The following is a 15,161-nucleotide window of genomic DNA, read 5'->3' as shown; positions in this document are numbered from 1 at the left end:
TGGTTCAGCTTTGCGCGCCGGCGATCAGCGCCCGGAGCGGCTTGTGCACCCGCGCGCCATACTGCTCGATCACCGCCGAGGCGCAGGCGCTGCCGAGCCGGCCCGAGGCGGCGAGCGACAGGTCGTGGGTGTAGCCGTAGAGGAAGCCCGCGGCGTAGAGGTCGCCCGCTCCGGTGGTATCCAGCACCTGCGCCGGCGGGACCGGCTCGATCGGATGGCTCTGGTCGCCGGCCACCACCACCGAGCCCGACGGGCCGCGCGTGAGCACGGCCAGACCCACCTCCCGGCGGACCGCCTCCATCGCCTCGTCGAAATCCTCGGTCTCGTAGAGGCTGGTGATCTCGCTCTCGTTGGCGAACAGGATGTCGACCCGGCTCTTCACCAGGTCGCGGAACTCGCTGCGCCAGCGGCCGACGCAGAAGCTGTCGGACAGGGTGAGGGCCAGCTTGCGGTTGTTCGCCTGGGCGATCCGGGCGGCCTTCAGGCAGGCGGCCTTGGCGCCGTCGCGGTCCCAAAGATAGCCTTCGAGGTAGGTGACCTTGGCACGGGCGACCAGCGCCTCGTCGACGTCCTCCTCGTCGAGCATCACGCACGCGCCCAGATAGGTCTGCATGGTGCGCTGGGCGTCCGGGGTCACGAAGACCAGGCAGCGCGCGGTGGGCGGGCCATCGGCGACGGGCGTGTTGAGGAAGGCGACGCCGGTGGCGCGGATGTCGTGGGCGAAGATCGCGCCCAGCTGGTCCTGCTTGACCCGGCCGACATAGCCCGCACTCGCCCCCAGCGCCGCCAGGGCCGCCATGCTGTTGGCGCAGGAGCCGCCCGACTGCTCGATCCCCTGCCCCATGCGGGCGTAGAGTGCCTCGGAACGCTCGGCGTCGATCAGGGTCATCGCGCCCTTGACGAGATCCAGTTCCGCCAGCAGCGCGTCATCCGCATCGGCCACGACGTCGACGATGGCGTTGCCCAGGCCGACCACGTCGAGCTGTTCGGGAAAATGGCCGGCTGCCGGCATGTCTGCTGCTCCAGGGAGATTGAGAGGCCCGGCGGACCATAGCGATGTCCACGCGGCGGGCAACGCCGGCCCGCTCACGACCCTGCGCCAATTCGGCAACCAAAAGTTGAAAATTTCTTGTCGCGCTCAACGGCTTCCTTGCTCTTCCCGCTGGCGGTGGCAAGGTGCCGGCCGTGGCCGCGATGCAGAGCGGGCAGGGGTTCAACCGACCATTTGCCGGTGCTAGAGCCAGATGGAGATCGGACGACCGGGTGTCGTTCGGTTCTTCTGTCAAGGTCGGAAGATCCCGACGAACCCAAGATCGACGGTGAGAGCATGTTCCGCAGGAAAGACAACGAGCCGCCCCGTCCCGAGCAGAACGAGCCCCCCGCCCGGCCGTCCCTGGACCAGAAGACGCCGATCATGCCCTCCATCCCGAAGCGGGAGGAGCCGCCGGCTCCCACCATGGCGAGCGTGATGGCCCCCAAGGGCGGCGCCGACGACATGGCCGGCAAGCGCCTGATCGTCGGCCAGGGCATCCGCCTGGCGGGCGAGATCACGGCCTGCGACCGCCTGGTCGTCGAGGGTTTCTGCGAGGTCACCCTGAACGAGACCCGGGCCCTCGAGATCACCGCCAGCGGCCGGTTCATCGGCGGCTGCGAGGTCGAGGAGGCCGAGATCAGCGGCGTCTACGAAGGCGAGCTGACGGTACGCAAGCGCCTGCTGATCCGTGCCTCCGGCAAGGTGAAGGGCAACATCCGCTATGGCGAGATCGAGATCGAGCGCGGCGGCATCCTGTCGGGATCGGTCAGCATGATCGAGGGCCGCACCGAGCAGCCGGCGGCCCCGATGGAAATCGCCGGCAACTGATGAGCCGCGGGCGCACCATCCAAGCCTTGCTGGTTCTGGCGGGCCCGCTTCTCGCCCTACCGGGTTGCTCGGCCGACGGCATCGCGCCCGAGCCAGCAGCCGCCATGCCTCCGGACGGCCCCTCCCCTACCACCAACCCGGCCCAGATGGCCGCGGACGTGGCGGGGAGGCCGTCCGGCGGGCTGGCCCTGGTCGGCCTGGAAGTCGATCAGCTCGACCGCATGCTCGGCCAGCCGGAACTGGTGATGAACGCCGGTCCGGCGCAATGGTGGCGCTATCCCTTCGGCGACTGCGTCGTCGAAGTGTTCCTGATCAAGACAAGCGACCGTGGACGCGAGCGCCAGGAGGTCAGCCACGTGCGGATCCACCGCACGTCCGACGCGACCGACGGGGCGGACTTCTCGTCCTGCGCGACCCTGCAGGCCAAGCTCCAGGACGTCCAGCGGGCCGCCGCACCGCCCAAAGACCCTCAGGCGCACTGAGCCCGGCGGGAAAGCGGCGCGGCCGCCCCTTCCCCATCCTTTCCCGTCAGCTCACGGCGTCTGCTGGGTGCTGACCATCCGGCGCACGCCTTCCGGCCGCGTCCGCTCGTTGACCTTGGCCTGGGCCTCGGTGGCCGAACTGCCCGGCTTGCGCTGGATCATCCGGCCGGCACCCCGCTGCACGTCCAGCTGTCCGTTCCGCCAGACCACCTTGCCGTTGGCGACGGTGACCGCCGGCATCCCTTCGACGCGGATGCCCTCGAACACGTTGGTGTCCATCTTGGAGTGATGGGTCTTGACCGAGATCGTCCCGCTGGCCTTGGGGTCCCACACCACCAGGTCCGCATCCGAGCCCGCCTGGACCACACCCTTCCTCGGATAGAGCCCGAAGATCTGCGCACAGTTGGCCGAGCTCGCCGCGACGAACTCGTTGGGGGTCAGCCGGCCGGTGTTCACCCCGAAATGCCACAGGCATTTCAGGCGCTCCTCCAGCCCGCCGGTGCCGTTCGGGATCTTGGTGAAGTTGTCCAGGCCGCCCTTCTTCTGCTGGATGGTGAAGGCGCAGTGGTCGGTGGCGACCACCTGCAGCGAGCCGGCAAGCAGGCCGTCCCACAAGGACTTCTGGTGCTCCTTGGAGCGGAACGGCGGGCTCATCACCCGGGAGGCCGCGAACTCCCAGTCGGGCGACCAGTAGACGCTCTCGTCCAGGACCAGGTGCTGGATCAAGGGCTCGCCGTAGACCCGCAGGCCGGACGCCCGGGCACGCGCGATCGCCTCGTGGGCCTCCCGGCAGGAGGTGTGGACCACGTAGAGCGGCGAGCCGACCGTCTGGGCGATCATGATGGCCCGGTTGGCAGCCTCGGCCTCGACGTGGGGCGGGCGCGACAGGGCGTGGCCTTCGGGGCCGGTGATGCCGCGGTCGAGCAGCTGCTGCTGGAGCAGGAACACCGCATCGCCGTTCTCGGCATGGACCATCGGCAGGGCGCCCAGGTCCCGGCAGCGCGAGAAGCTGTGGAACAGGATCTCGTCGTCGACCATCAAGGCGCCCTTGTACGCCATGAAGTGCTTGAAGCTGGTCACGCCGCGGTCGACCACCTCGGCCATCTGCTGGGAGGTGCGCTCGGTCCATTCGGTGATGGCGACGTGGAAGGAGTAGTCGGCGCAGGCCTTCTGCGCCCAGGACTGCCAGTCGTCGAGCCCGTCGGTCAGGCTGCGCCCAGGCCCCGGGATGCAGAAGTCGATGATCATGGTGGTGCCGCCGGCCAGCGCCGACGACGTGCCGGAAAAGAAGTCCTCGACCGCGACAGTGCCCATGAAGGGCATTTCCAGATGGGTGTGCGGGTCGATCCCGCCGGGCATCACATAGGCGCCACCGGCATCGACAACCTCGGCGCCAGCCGGCGCGTCCAGGTTCTCGCCGACCGCCTGGATCGTCCCGCCATCGACCAGCACGTCTGCACGAAAGCTGCGATCGGCGTTCACCACCGTGCCGCCACGGATCAACAGCGCCATCGGACGATCTCCCCCAAGGGTTCCACCTGCCCGCACCGACGGGCGATGGCGGATGATCGACCCGGACGCCTGATCTGTCCACGCCGCAGACGGGCCCGATCAGGCCGGCACCGGTTCCGCGCCGGTGCTGGCCGCATAGCGCAGCATCCGGTTCAGGCTCATCGAGATATGCGCCCGGCGCAGATGCCCCACCGCCTCCAGGTCGCCCACCTGCAACGCCGCCAGGATCTCGGTCATCTCCTGGCGGAATGCCGCGACCTCCTCCGTGAGATTGAGGATCGGCAGCATCTTCAGGACGATCCGCGTCGTCTGGTAATAGAGCCGCTCGGAGATCTCGCGCAGGGTCGCGTTGCCGGTCATGGCGCTGATCTCGGCGAAGAACGCCATGTTCAGGCGGGCGAAGGCCATGTGGTCGGCGTCGGCGGAAAGGTCGCCGCAGTCCTCGATCAGCCGGCGGATCCGGTCCAGATCGGCAGGCTCGCGCGGGACCGGCGACAGCTTGCCCAGGAGGACGGCAAGTTCCAGGCGCAGATGGTAGACCTGGATCAGCTGGTCGAGCTCCACGTCGGTGACCAGGGTGCCCACGCCATGGACGATGGTCACCAGCCCCTCGTTCTCCAGCCGGGTCAGGACACGCCGCACCGGCGTGCGGCTGACATGGAACTCCTCGGCCAGCTCCTCCTCGGACAGCCGCATTCCCGGCGGGTAGGCGAGCGTGCAGATCCGGTCGCGCAGGATGCCGTACAGGCGGTCGGAACGTTCCCGCGCACTGGCCGGCGGATCGACACCGTCCGGTCCGTCCAGACGCGGATTCATGTCGCCTCCAGGCAGGCGCTCAGGAACTGCTGGGTCCGCTCGCTCTGCGGGGCGCCGAACAGCTGCTCGGGCGGCCCCTGCTCATGGATCCTGCCCGCGTAGAAGAAGCAGACCCGGTCGGCGAACTCCTTGGCGAACCCCATCTGGTGGGTGACCATCAGCATGGTCAGGTCCAACTCGGAGCCGAGCCGCCGGATCACGTTCAGGACGTCGCCGACCAGCTCCGGGTCGAGGGCGGACGTCACCTCGTCGAACAGCATCACCTTGGGCCGCATCGCCAGGGCGCGCGCGATCGCGACGCGCTGCTGCTGCCCGCCAGAGAGCTGGGACGGGTAGTGGTCGAGCTTGTCGCCCAGTCCCACCATCTCCAGCAGTTCCGCCGCCCGCGCGCGCGCCTCCTGCTTGGGCATCTTCAGCACCGTGACCGGCGCCTCCATGCAGTTCTTGAGCGCGCTCATGTGCGGGAACAGGTTGAAGTGCTGGAACACCATGCCGATCTTGCCCCGCATCCGGCGCAGGTGGGCGGCATCGGCCGGCACGAGCGCGCCATTCTTGCGGGTGTGGGTCAGCGGCTCACCGTCGACATAGATCACGCCGCCGTTGATCGCCTCGAGGGTCATCAGCATGCGCAGGACGGTGGTCTTGCCCGAGCCGGATGGCCCGATGATGGCGACCTTTTCCCCAGCGCCGACTTCGAGGTCCAGATTGTCCAGGACGGTCAGCGCGCCATAGCTCTTGGTCACCCCGTCGAACTTTACCATGGGCTGGACGGTCATCAGCGTGCTCCGATTCGATTGAGGCGGCGCTCCAGGCCTCGGATCAGCGCGGCGGCAACCAGGCTGAAGACCAGGAAGAACAGTCCTACCAGCGTGATCGGCTCGATGTAGCGGAACGTGGTCGAGCCCAGGATCTTGGCCTGCTGCATCAGTTCAAGGACAGCGATCGCGGAGAGCAGCGGCGTCTCCTTGAACAGCGCCACGAAATAGTTGCCCAGGGCCGGCACGATCGGCGGAATCGCCTGGGGGACGATGATGTCGCGGAAGGTGTGGTAGGGCGTCAGGTTCAGCGCGGTCGACGCTTCCCACTGGCCGCGCGGCACGTTGTCCAGGCCGGCCCGGTACACCTCGGCGCAATAGGTGCCGTAGTGCAGGCCCAGCGCGATGATGCCGGCGGTGAGCGCATCCAGGTTCAGCCCGAACTCCGGGAAGACGAAGTAGAGGAAAAAGATCTGGATCAGGAGCGGCGTCGAGCGGATGAACTCGACGAACGCCGATACCGGCACCGACACGTAGGGCGAGCGCGCCATCCGGAGGATCGCGAAGACGAGCCCCAGGGTCAGCGCCAGGATGAAGCCCAGGATCGTCGCCTGGATGGTGACCAGCGAGGCCTTGGCCAGCACCGGCAGGATCTCGAAGGCATAGCTCCAGTCCCAGTCCATGGTTCGATTCCCCTGTTCTACCGGCTGCGGCCGCGGGCCATGGCGCCGGCGGCCCTGGCCTCGAGCGTCTTCATTCCCACCGTGATCACCGAGGCGATCGCCAGGTAGATGACGAGCACGATCGTGAAGATCTCCACGGTCCGGAAGGTGGTCTGGTTCATCTGCTGGGCACGGAAGGCCAGGTCACCGATGGTGATCAGCGAGACCAGGGCTGTGGACTTGAGCAGCTCGATGAACAGGTTGCCCCAGGGCGGGATCATCGCGACGAAGGCCTGCGGCAGGATGATCCGCCGCAACGCCTCCCAGCGGGTCATGTTGAGCGCGACGGTGGCTTCCCATTGTCCCCGGGGGACCGATCCCACCGCACCGCGCACGACTTCCGCGCCATAGGCCCCCACGTTCAGGCCGAGCGCCACGATCGCCACGGTCATCGGCGCCAGCGTGACCCCGAAATGGGGAAGCACGAAGAACAGCCAGAACAGCTGGACCAGGGCGGAGGTCCCGCGGAACAGCTCGATGTAGCCGACCGCCAGCCAGCGCACCGGCCGGGGGCCGTACATCTTGCCCATGGCGGCGAGCAGGCCGCAGACCACCGCGACCAGCGCGCCGGCCACCGCGATCTGGATCGTCACCAGCGCGCCTTCGAGGAGCCCCGGGATGAACTCCCGGAACCCCGCGAAGGAGGCGACCGCCAGGCCCGCGGCGAAGCTGACAACGCTGGCGACGGTGATCGACTTCATCACCATGACGTGTCTCCGCAGGCCCGGCGTTCCATCGGGGTCAAGCTCACTCCGCGGCGCACAGCTCGGCGGTGGTCTTGGTCGGCAGGAAGTCCGCGCCGAAGCCGAACGGCTCGACCAGGGCCAGATGCTCCTCGGAGCCCAGGAAGTTCTTCAGCTCGGCGTTGAACGCCTGCTGCAGGTCCGCATCGTCCTTGCGGAACGCCACCGCGCCATGTCCGGTCACGGAGGTGCCGGCGACCTCGCCGAACGGCTTGGTGGACTCCAGGCCGTCGTTCTTCTCGGCCATCTCCGCGATCGAGAGGGCGGTCAGCGCGGCCGCGTCGGCGCGGCCGGACTTCACGGCGGCAACCAGACTGGACTGGTCGGGCAGGAGGACGAGCTGCGACTGGTCGACCCCGGCGTCGGCGGCATAGCCTGCCTCGACCGCACCGGCCATCACGGCGAGCTTCAGGTCGGAATTCTCCGCAAAGGTCGCATAGTCGGCGATCGACTTCGGGTTGCCTTCCTGGACCAGCATCGCCTGGCCGATCCCGTAGGTCGGCTCGGAGAACAGCACCTGGCCGCAGCGCGCCGGGTTCACGAACATGCCGGCGGCGACGATGTCGAAGCGCCCGGCCTGAAGCCCCGGGATCAGCGAGCCGAACTCGGTGAGGACGCCGTCGATCTCGTTGATGCCGAGCTTCTTCATGACCGCCCGCACCACCTCGGGGGACTCGCCGGTGAGCTTGCCGTCCGGCGTCGCGAAGCCGAACGGCGCCTCATTGGCGAAGCCCACCCGGATGTAGCCGGCCTCGCGCGCCTCCTCGAGCGTCGACTGCGCATGAGCGGCGCCCGCCGAGAGCAGCGTCGCCGTGGCGGCCACGGCCATCAGGGCGCGTCGCGACAGGATCGTCTTCAGCATGATGTCGTCCTCCGTTGCACGTCGAAGCAGACCGGCAGAACGCCCGCCGGCAGGTTCATCGCTGCGTGATTGGCTGCAAAACGATCCCCAACGTGCACCAAGGCCACGTTCGTTTCAAGAGTTGTGTACATCTAGGTCATGATGCTCATGAACAAGCTTGAAATGTGGCTCAACTCATCAGCAGATAGATCTCGCATGTACACATGCGCGAGCTCTGGAGCAGCAGCCTTGATCAGATGGTCGGACGGTCGAACGGGCGGTGCGGGTATCGGGAAGGCGGTCTGGAGCCGCATCCTGCCGTGAGCGGGGCATTTTCGGCGGAGGAGCATGCCGGGCGCCTGAGCAAGGTGCGGCATGTCATGGCCGGGCGCGGGCTGGAGCTTCTGCTGATCTCCTCGCCGGAGAACATCTGCTACCTCACCGGGCTGGATCACTGGGGCTACTTTGCCCCGCACCTGCTGGTGGTGCCGGAGAGCGGCGACCTCGTGCTGATCACCCGGGCAATGGAGCGGGTGACGGTGGCAGCCCAGGTCCACCAGGCCCGGTTCGTCGGCCACCATGATGCCGAGAACGTCGGCGACGCGGTGCTCCGCGAGCTGCTGGAACAGCGCCTGCCCGACCGGATCGGCCTGGAGATGTGGAGCGCCGGGCTGTCGCTCGGGCTGGGCCAGATGCTGCAGCACGCCTTCCCGCAGGTCGCGTGGGAGGACGTCACCGGCCTGGTCGACACGGTCCGGATGATCAAGAGCCCGGGGGAACAGGCCGCCCTGCGTGCCGCCGCCAAGGTGAGCGATGCGGCCGCGGCGGCCGGCATCGCCGCCCTCCATGACGGCGCCAGCGAAGCGGAGGTAGCCGCCGCCTGCCTGAAGGCGATGACCGAGCAGGGGACCTATCCGGGCTTCGGCCCGTTCATCCGCTCGACCGAACGCCTGGGCGAGGAACACACCAGCTGGAGTTCCGCCCAGCTGCGCGACGGAAGCGCCCTGTTCCTGGAACTGTCCGGCTGCGTCGCCCGCTACCACGCCCCGCTCGGCCGGCTCGTCCATGTCGGCCGCGCGCCGCCGGGCACCGCGGCCATGGCTTCGGTGGCAAGGGATGCCTTCGCCGCCGTGCTGGGTGCCATGAAGGACGGGGCGCTGGCCCGCGACGTCTACGAGGCCTGGCAGAGCGTGGTCGACGCGGCCGGCCTCGCCCACTACCGGCGCCACCATTGCGGCTACCTGGTCGGCCTCGGCGTGCCGCCGAGCTGGACCGGCGGCAACGGCGTGCTCGGGCTGCGCCACGACAGCGAGCTGGTGCTCCGCACCGGCATGAGCTTCCATGTCCTGTCCTGGCTGATGGGAACCGGGCGTGGCGACTACTTCGTCTCCGACACCGTCCTCCTCGGCGAGGCGGGACCGGAAGTGCTGACCAGGACCCCCACCGACATGACGATCCGCTAGGGCATCTCCATGGAATTCGGAAAGAACAACACCCCGTTCAGCGAGCACGAATTCGCCGAGCGGGTCGCCAAGACCAAGCAGCGCATGGCCGAGGCCGGCCTGGACGCCCTGATCTGCAGCGATCCCGCCAACATGAACTACCTGACCGGCTACAATGGCTGGTCGTTCTACGTGCACCAGGCGGTGATCGTGCTGCAGGACCTGGAGCAGCCGCTCTGGTTCGGCCGCGGCCAGGACGCCAACGGCGCCCGGATCACCACGATCCTGCCGGACGAGAACATCCTCTACTATTCCGACGACTTCGTGCAGTCGACCACGAGTCATCCCATGCAGGACGTGGCGCGCAACCTGAAGGCGCGCGGCATGACCACCGGCCGGATCGGGGTGGAGGCCGACAGCTTCTATTTCACCGGCCGGGCGCTCGACATCCTGCGCGCCGAGCTTCCCGACGCCCGGATCGTCGACGCCGACCTGCTGGTGAACTGGGTGCGCGCGGTGAAGTCGCCCGCCGAGATCGAGCTGATGCAGCAGGCGGCCCGGATCACCGAGAAGATGATGACCACCGCGATCGACCACATGGCGGTGGGGACCCGCCAGTGCGACGTCGCCGCCGAGATCCAGGCGGTGGGCACGCGGGGCCTGGACGCCTATGGGGGCGACTATCCCGCGATCGTGCCCCTGATGCCGACCGGCATCGGCACGTCCTGCCCACATCTCACCTGGTCCGACGCGCCTTTCCAGGCGCAGACCGGCACCACGATCGAGGTGGCCGGCGTGCGGCACCGCTACCACGTGCCGCTGACCCGGACCGTCTATCTCGGCCAGCCACCGCAGAAGATGGCGGATGCCGCCAAGGTCGTGGCCGAGGGGATCGAGGCCGCCCTGGAGGTCGCGAAGCCTGGCGCCGGCTCGCGGGAGGTCCATTCCGCCTGGACGCGCACCATCGCACGCCAGGGCCTGGTGAAGGATTCCCGCTGCGGCTACTCGATCGGGCTGAACTTCCCGCCGGACTGGGGCGAGCGCACCATCTCGCTGCGCGCCACCGACGACACCATCCTCCAGCCGAACATGACCATCCACTTCATGCCCGGCATCTGGCTGGACGACTGGGGCATCGCGATCTCCGAGCCGATCCGGATCACCGAGACGGGCGTGGAGACCTTCTGCTCGTTCGAGCGCAAGCTGTTCGTGAAGTAGCCTGCTTTAAAGCCGGGCGAGCAGCTCGGCCTTCTTCGCGGCGAACTCCTCGTCGCTGAGGATGCCCTTCTGCTTCAGCCCGGCCAGCCGCTCGATGGTCGCGAAGATCTCGTCTTCCTTGGCCTTCGAGGCGGCAGGCTGGGCAAGCGTGGGCGGATCGACATACTGGCCGGTGCGGGGAGGTGGCGCATCCTGCGTTCCTCCGATCGGAGTTGGCCGGAACACAGGCGCGCTGCCGTGGTCGGGCGCGGGCACATGCGCCGGGCCCGGCACGTGGACCGGCGACACGATGGTCAGATCAGCCACCCGCACCAAGCCATGCTGGCTGGTCAACATGATCGACGCGTCGCCGCCCTGCTGCTGGGAAAAGCCGGAGATCTGGTGATCCTCGGTATCGTAGACCGTGATCCGCCCGTCGACGTCGAGGGCCAGGCGACGCGACTGCGGAAAATAGGCATAGCGGAGATGGTTCTGGGAACCGGTCGAGGATGGGCTGCCGAGGTCGGTCGGCCACCAGTTCCCCGACGGTTTGCCGCCCGAGGACATCACCATGCTGGCGCCGGATCCGCCATGGCCATAGCCGGCCGCCTGGGCCCGGTGGGTCCCACCCTGCGCCTGCGTCTGGGTCTGGGTCGGCCCCGGCGACGGCGCTTCCTTCGGCGCGAACAGCGGCCGTTCCTCCAACTCCCGGGCAAGGTCGACGCACGCGGCGTCGACACGGTGCTTCAGCGCGTTGTTGAACATGTCGCCGATCATGACCATGCCGCCCTGCGACCACTGGCCCATGCCACCCAGTTCCGGATGATCGAACTGCGCCATCGTGCCGTTCCCGGCGGACAGGGCGTGCAGCAGGGTCATGACGGCCTCGGTGGAAAAGTCGTGGCGGTCCGCGACCTCGCCGACCACACGGCGACCTTCGGCGGTCAGTTCCTGCATCGCTCCATGCTCCTCATCACCTTGGGCTTTGGTGTCGCCGCGCTTCGCCAGCCCTACCAGATGGCTTCGTGAGGAGAAATTTCCACGACAGTCCTCAAGTTCCCGACAAATACCGACAGCGCCACCGCGCCAGTTGCGCCGGCCCGGGAACGGCTCCTATTCTGCAATGCCGCACAGGTCGCGGCTGGAGAATGCAGTCATGGCCAAAGGACAGCAGAAGGGAAATCGGGAGGCGAAGAAGCCCAAGGCTGACAAGAACAAGCCAGCCTCCGGCAACACCCCGAGCCCTTCGCCCAAGGCGAAGGCCGAAGCGTCGTCCTCCGCGAAGAAGTAGCGCGACGGGCTACGAACCGGTGTCGATCGACGGGCGCCACCGGCGCCCGTCTGCTCGTCAGGCCGGCGGATGCCAGTCTTTGCGCCGCAGGCGATAGAGCACGTGGTGGCGCATGGGATGCCCCTCCTCGACCGAGGGATGCTCGAAATCGTCGGCAGGGGAATGGGTCATGCCGAGACGCTCCATCACCCCCCGCGACGGCAGGTTGGCCGGGAGGGTGAAGGCCACGATCTCCTCCAGCCGCAGCGTGCCGAAGCCATGGTCCAGGGCGCGGCTGGCGGCTTCCAGCGTGTAGCCCTTGCGCCAGTAGGCCTTCGCCATCCTCCAGCCGATCTCCACCGCCGGCGTGAACGGGGCGGCGAAGTTGGCATAGGCGATGCCGACCGCGCCGACGAAAGCGCCGTCGCGGATGCGCTCCACCGCCCAGAAGCCCCAGCCGTGCCGCTCGATATGATCCTGCCAGGCATCCATGATCGCATCGCTGCGCTCGGCGGACAGCGGGTGCGGGAAGTGACGCATGACGTCGGGATCGCCGTTCAGCTCGCGAAACGGCAGGCGGTCGCTCTCCCGCCAGGGGCGCAGGATCAGCCGCTGGGTCACGAGGCTCTCGGCTCCAGGTCGCCGCATCATCCGCTGTCGTTCCCTCTCGATGGTGGGGCGACCATAGCGGCGGCGAGGATGAGCCGACAGGAGTCCCCGACGTCGATCAGGCCCGATGGTCCAGGCGCACGACCAGCCGGTCCCCGATCCACTGCAGCCCGCAGACCAGCACGACCAGGATCGCCACGACCGCGACCATCACCTCGGTCTCGAAACGCTGGTAGCCGTAGCGGATCGCGAGGTCGCCCAGCCCGCCAGCACCGATGGCGCCCGCCATCGCCGATGCGCCCACCAGCGTCACCAGCGTGACGGTGAAGCCGGCCAGCAGGCCCGGCAGCGCCTCCGGCACCAGGATCTCGCGCACGATCGTCCAGCGGTTGCCGCCCATGGCACGCGCCGCCTCGATCAGGCCGCGATCGACCTCGCGCAGGGACACCTCGGCAATGCGCGCATAGTAGGGTGTGGCCGCGATCGAGAGCGGGACGATGGCGGCCCAGGTGCCGATCGACGTGCCGACGATCAACCGGGTGACCGGGATCAGCGCCACCAGCAGGATGATGAACGGCACCGAGCGGAAGCCGTTCACCAGGGTCCCGACGATCCGGTTGAGCCAGAGGTTCTCCGCAATGCCGCCGCGGGCGGTCGCCACCAGGAGCAGGCCCAGCGGCAGGCCAGCCACCAGGGAGATCACGCCGGACAGCCCGGTCATGAGGATCGTCTCCCACAGGGCGCGCAGGAAAAGTTCAAGCATCTGCAGGGACATATCCCAACACCTCGATCCGCGCGGCGCGCGACTGCAACCAGCGGGTGACGCTCTCGACGGCACCGGCGACATTGGGCACGCCGAGGTACAGGCTGCCGACCGGATGGTCCTGGACGTGGTCGATGCCGCCATGGACCAGACGCACCGACCAGCCGAGTTCCCGGCCGATATCGCCGATCAGCGGCTGGCGCGCAGCCGCGCCCGCGACCTCGACATGCAGCAGCGCCTCCGCGCCGGCGGTGGGATGCAGCTTCTGCCGCAGGTCAGCCGGCAGCTGCGGGCGCAGGACCTGCAGCAGGCTGCGGGTCGTGTCGGCCTGCGGGTCGGCGAACACGTCCGCCACCGGCCCCTGCTCGGCGATCTGCCCTTGATCGAGCACCACCACCCGGTCGGCAACCCGCCGGATCACCTCCATCTCGTGGGTGATCAGGACGATGGTGACACCCAAGCTGCGGTTGATGTCGCGGAGCAGCGCCAGGACCGAGCGCGTCGTCTCCGGATCCAGGGCCGAGGTCGCCTCGTCGCACAGGAGCAGGCTGGGCCGCGCCGCCAGGGCGCGGGCGATGCCGACCCGCTGCTTCTGCCCGCCGGACAGCTGGGCAGGATAGCGGTCGCCCATGCCCTGGAGCCCGACCAGATCCAGCAGCTCCGTGACCCTGGCCGCGCGCTGGGCACGCGGCTGGCCCGCGATCTTGAGCGGCAGCCCGATATTCGCGGCCACCGTCTTCGACGAGAGGAGGTTGAAGTGCTGGAAGACCATGCCGATGCGCCGGCGCAGCGGCTGCAGCTGCCGCTCGTCCAGCCGGGTGATGTCGCGCCCCTCGATCTCGACCACGCCGCTGTCCACGCGCTCCAGGCCGTTGAGGCAGCGGATCAGGGTCGACTTGCCGGCACCGCTGCGTCCGATGATGCCCAGCACCTCCCCTCGCGCAACCGTCAGGGAGACGCCGTTCAGGGCCGCGGTGGCTCCAAAGCGCCGCTCGGCATCGATCAGTCGGACGATCGGCCCAGACGTTGCCGGCCCCGGATGCGGCTCCGGGAAAAGATTGCTGCTGCTCACGAGGCGTTGCTGCCAGACAAGACAGCGGTCCTGGCCGAATGGACAGGCCGCTGCGGTTTCAAGGAGTGGAGGGCTCAGTAGGCCGGGACGCCAGCGCCCCGGTAGACACGGTCGAACGCGGCGCGGATCACCTCGTTCTGGTAGGCGGCGACCAGCGGCTCCACCCAGGACGCCTCCAGATCCGCAGTGCGCACCGCGATGAAGTTCCGGTAGGGGTTGTCCTCGATCGACTCCTGGGCGATGCGATCCTGTTCCAGATCCAGCCCGGCCTTGAGCGCCCAGTCGGTATTCACGACCGCTGCGTCGAAATCATCGACGGCGCGCCCGACGATCCCGGCGTCGAGCTCGGTGATCTCCAGGTTCTTCGGGTTCCCGGTGATGTCGGCGACCGTGGCCAGGATGCCGGCATCCTCCGCCAGGACGATCAGCCCCTGGTCCTGCAGGAGGCGCAGCGCCCGGCCCTCGTTGGACGGGTCGTTCGGCACGCCGATGGTCGCGCCCTCGGGCAGGTCCGCCACGCTCTCATGCTTCCTCGAGTACAGGCCAATCGGCCACAGCGCGGTGAAGCCGGCGGGAGTGATTTCATAGCCCTGCGCCTCAACCTGGGCATCCAGATATGGGCCGTGCTGGAACGCGTTGGCGTCGATCTCGCCCTGCGCCAGCGCCTCGTTGGGCTGCGTGTAGTCCGAGAACACCACGGTCTCGACCGTCAGGCCGCGCTTGGCCGCTTCGTCGACGACAACCTTCCAGACTTCCTCGTCCTCGCCCGCCATGATGCCGACCCGAACCGGCCCGTCCTGCGCCAGGACCGTCCCGGCCGCGAACGAGGAAAAGCCCGCCACCAAGGCTGCGAGAGCCGCCGCCTTCAGCACATCGCGCCTCGGCCCGGACGGCCCGGCGCCGACCATCAGGTCCGCCATCTTCATCTTGATCAGCCCGTCTTGCTTGTTCCTGCCCGGCCGGACGACCGGGACTTGCCCGGCGAAAGGCCGATATGGCGCACATGCTCGAGCGGGCGGAACCTAACGGACCCGACGGGTTCAGGAATATCAATAAAATCTATCGACTATTTGAAG

General features: G+C 68.2%; 17 protein-coding genes. 5 read left to right on the top strand and 12 right to left on the bottom strand.

Annotated features, from left to right (window positions below):
• Positions 1-4: 4 nt before the first annotated feature.
• On the bottom strand, positions 5-1,012 hold the full coding sequence (locus tag GEMRO_RS0112205) for an adenosine kinase (RefSeq protein ID WP_027134210.1): 1,008 nt from the start codon (positions 1,010-1,012) through the stop codon (positions 5-7).
• Between the two features lie 315 nt (positions 1,013-1,327).
• Between GEMRO_RS0112205 and GEMRO_RS29295 the strand changes: the two genes are divergently transcribed.
• Together GEMRO_RS29295 and GEMRO_RS34210 are read left to right on the top strand one after the other, a co-directional pair.
• Positions 1,328-1,861 carry a bactofilin family protein gene (locus GEMRO_RS29295; protein WP_051328993.1) on the top strand — a complete coding sequence of 178 codons (534 nt, stop codon included), beginning with the start codon at positions 1,328-1,330 and terminating at the stop codon, positions 1,859-1,861.
• Between the two features lie 104 nt (positions 1,862-1,965).
• Positions 1,966-2,343 carry a hypothetical protein gene (locus GEMRO_RS34210; protein ID WP_157505559.1) on the top strand — a complete coding sequence of 126 codons (378 nt, stop codon included), beginning with the start codon at positions 1,966-1,968 and terminating at the stop codon, positions 2,341-2,343.
• 51 nt (positions 2,344-2,394) lie between these two features.
• Here GEMRO_RS34210 and hydA read toward each other — a convergent pair whose 3' ends face one another.
• From hydA to ehuB, 6 genes are all read right to left on the bottom strand, one after another.
• Positions 2,395-3,855, bottom strand: a complete 1,461-nt coding sequence (gene hydA / locus GEMRO_RS0112190; RefSeq protein ID WP_027134208.1) for a dihydropyrimidinase — start codon at positions 3,853-3,855, stop codon at positions 2,395-2,397.
• Between the two features lie 99 nt (positions 3,856-3,954).
• Positions 3,955-4,671, bottom strand: coding sequence for a GntR family transcriptional regulator (locus GEMRO_RS29290; protein WP_051328992.1), 717 nt, complete (start codon positions 4,669-4,671; stop codon positions 3,955-3,957).
• Positions 4,668-5,447, bottom strand: coding sequence for an ectoine/hydroxyectoine ABC transporter ATP-binding protein EhuA (ehuA, locus tag GEMRO_RS0112180; RefSeq protein ID WP_027134207.1), 780 nt, complete (start codon positions 5,445-5,447; stop codon positions 4,668-4,670). Before ehuA ends, GEMRO_RS29290 begins: the two co-directional genes overlap by 4 nt.
• Positions 5,447-6,109 (bottom strand): ectoine/hydroxyectoine ABC transporter permease subunit EhuD, encoded by a 663-nt coding sequence (gene ehuD, locus GEMRO_RS0112175; protein WP_027134206.1) that lies wholly within the window; start codon positions 6,107-6,109, stop codon positions 5,447-5,449. The genes ehuA and ehuD overlap by 1 nt, the downstream gene beginning before the upstream one ends.
• Positions 6,110-6,126: 17 nt before the next feature.
• Positions 6,127-6,855: an ectoine/hydroxyectoine ABC transporter permease subunit EhuC gene (gene ehuC, locus GEMRO_RS0112170; protein ID WP_157505558.1), complete on the bottom strand. Its 729-nt coding sequence runs from the start codon at positions 6,853-6,855 to the stop codon at positions 6,127-6,129.
• 40 nt (positions 6,856-6,895) lie between these two features.
• Entirely contained in the window at positions 6,896-7,753 is an 858-nt protein-coding gene (gene ehuB, locus GEMRO_RS0112165) for an ectoine/hydroxyectoine ABC transporter substrate-binding protein EhuB (RefSeq protein ID WP_027134204.1), read from the bottom strand.
• Positions 7,754-8,052: 299 nt separating this feature from the next.
• On the opposite strand from ehuB, the gene GEMRO_RS0112160 reads away from it, so the two are divergent.
• Both GEMRO_RS0112160 and GEMRO_RS0112155 read left to right on the top strand, forming a co-directional pair.
• The gene (locus GEMRO_RS0112160) at positions 8,053-9,195 is read left to right on the top strand and encodes a M24 family metallopeptidase (RefSeq protein WP_205624959.1); all 1,143 of its coding nucleotides are present in this window, start codon (positions 8,053-8,055) and stop codon (positions 9,193-9,195) included.
• Between the two features lie 9 nt (positions 9,196-9,204).
• Complete coding sequence (locus GEMRO_RS0112155) at positions 9,205-10,392, top strand: M24 family metallopeptidase (protein ID WP_027134202.1); 1,188 nt, start codon at positions 9,205-9,207, stop codon at positions 10,390-10,392.
• Between the two features lie 6 nt (positions 10,393-10,398).
• Here GEMRO_RS0112155 and GEMRO_RS0112150 read toward each other — a convergent pair whose 3' ends face one another.
• Positions 10,399-11,328 (bottom strand): SHOCT domain-containing protein, encoded by a 930-nt coding sequence (locus GEMRO_RS0112150; RefSeq protein ID WP_027134201.1) that lies wholly within the window; start codon positions 11,326-11,328, stop codon positions 10,399-10,401.
• 199 nt (positions 11,329-11,527) lie between these two features.
• Between GEMRO_RS0112150 and GEMRO_RS35655 the strand changes: the two genes are divergently transcribed.
• Positions 11,528-11,662, top strand: a complete 135-nt coding sequence (locus tag GEMRO_RS35655) for a hypothetical protein (RefSeq protein WP_276202825.1) — start codon at positions 11,528-11,530, stop codon at positions 11,660-11,662.
• Positions 11,663-11,719: 57 nt separating this feature from the next.
• On the opposite strand, the gene GEMRO_RS0112140 is transcribed toward GEMRO_RS35655, so the two are convergent.
• The 4 genes from GEMRO_RS0112140 to GEMRO_RS0112125 form a co-directional block, all read right to left on the bottom strand.
• Positions 11,720-12,292: a GNAT family N-acetyltransferase gene (locus GEMRO_RS0112140; RefSeq protein WP_240476676.1), complete on the bottom strand. Its 573-nt coding sequence runs from the start codon at positions 12,290-12,292 to the stop codon at positions 11,720-11,722.
• A 76-nt stretch (positions 12,293-12,368) separates the two neighbouring features.
• Complete coding sequence (locus GEMRO_RS0112135) at positions 12,369-13,025, bottom strand: methionine ABC transporter permease (protein ID WP_027134199.1); 657 nt, start codon at positions 13,023-13,025, stop codon at positions 12,369-12,371.
• Positions 13,006-14,085 carry a methionine ABC transporter ATP-binding protein gene (locus tag GEMRO_RS35650; protein WP_027134198.1) on the bottom strand — a complete coding sequence of 360 codons (1,080 nt, stop codon included), beginning with the start codon at positions 14,083-14,085 and terminating at the stop codon, positions 13,006-13,008. Before GEMRO_RS35650 ends, GEMRO_RS0112135 begins: the two co-directional genes overlap by 20 nt.
• 74 nt (positions 14,086-14,159) lie before the next feature.
• Entirely contained in the window at positions 14,160-15,005 is an 846-nt protein-coding gene (locus GEMRO_RS0112125) for a MetQ/NlpA family ABC transporter substrate-binding protein (protein WP_084507778.1), read from the bottom strand.
• Positions 15,006-15,161: the final 156 nt, after the last annotated feature.

It is taken from the genome of Geminicoccus roseus DSM 18922 (genome assembly GCF_000427665.1).
Classification (GTDB): domain Bacteria; phylum Pseudomonadota; class Alphaproteobacteria; order Geminicoccales; family Geminicoccaceae; genus Geminicoccus; species Geminicoccus roseus.
The sequence above is the reverse complement of the archived record's forward strand: the minus strand, read 5'-3'. Positions and strand labels throughout refer to the sequence as shown.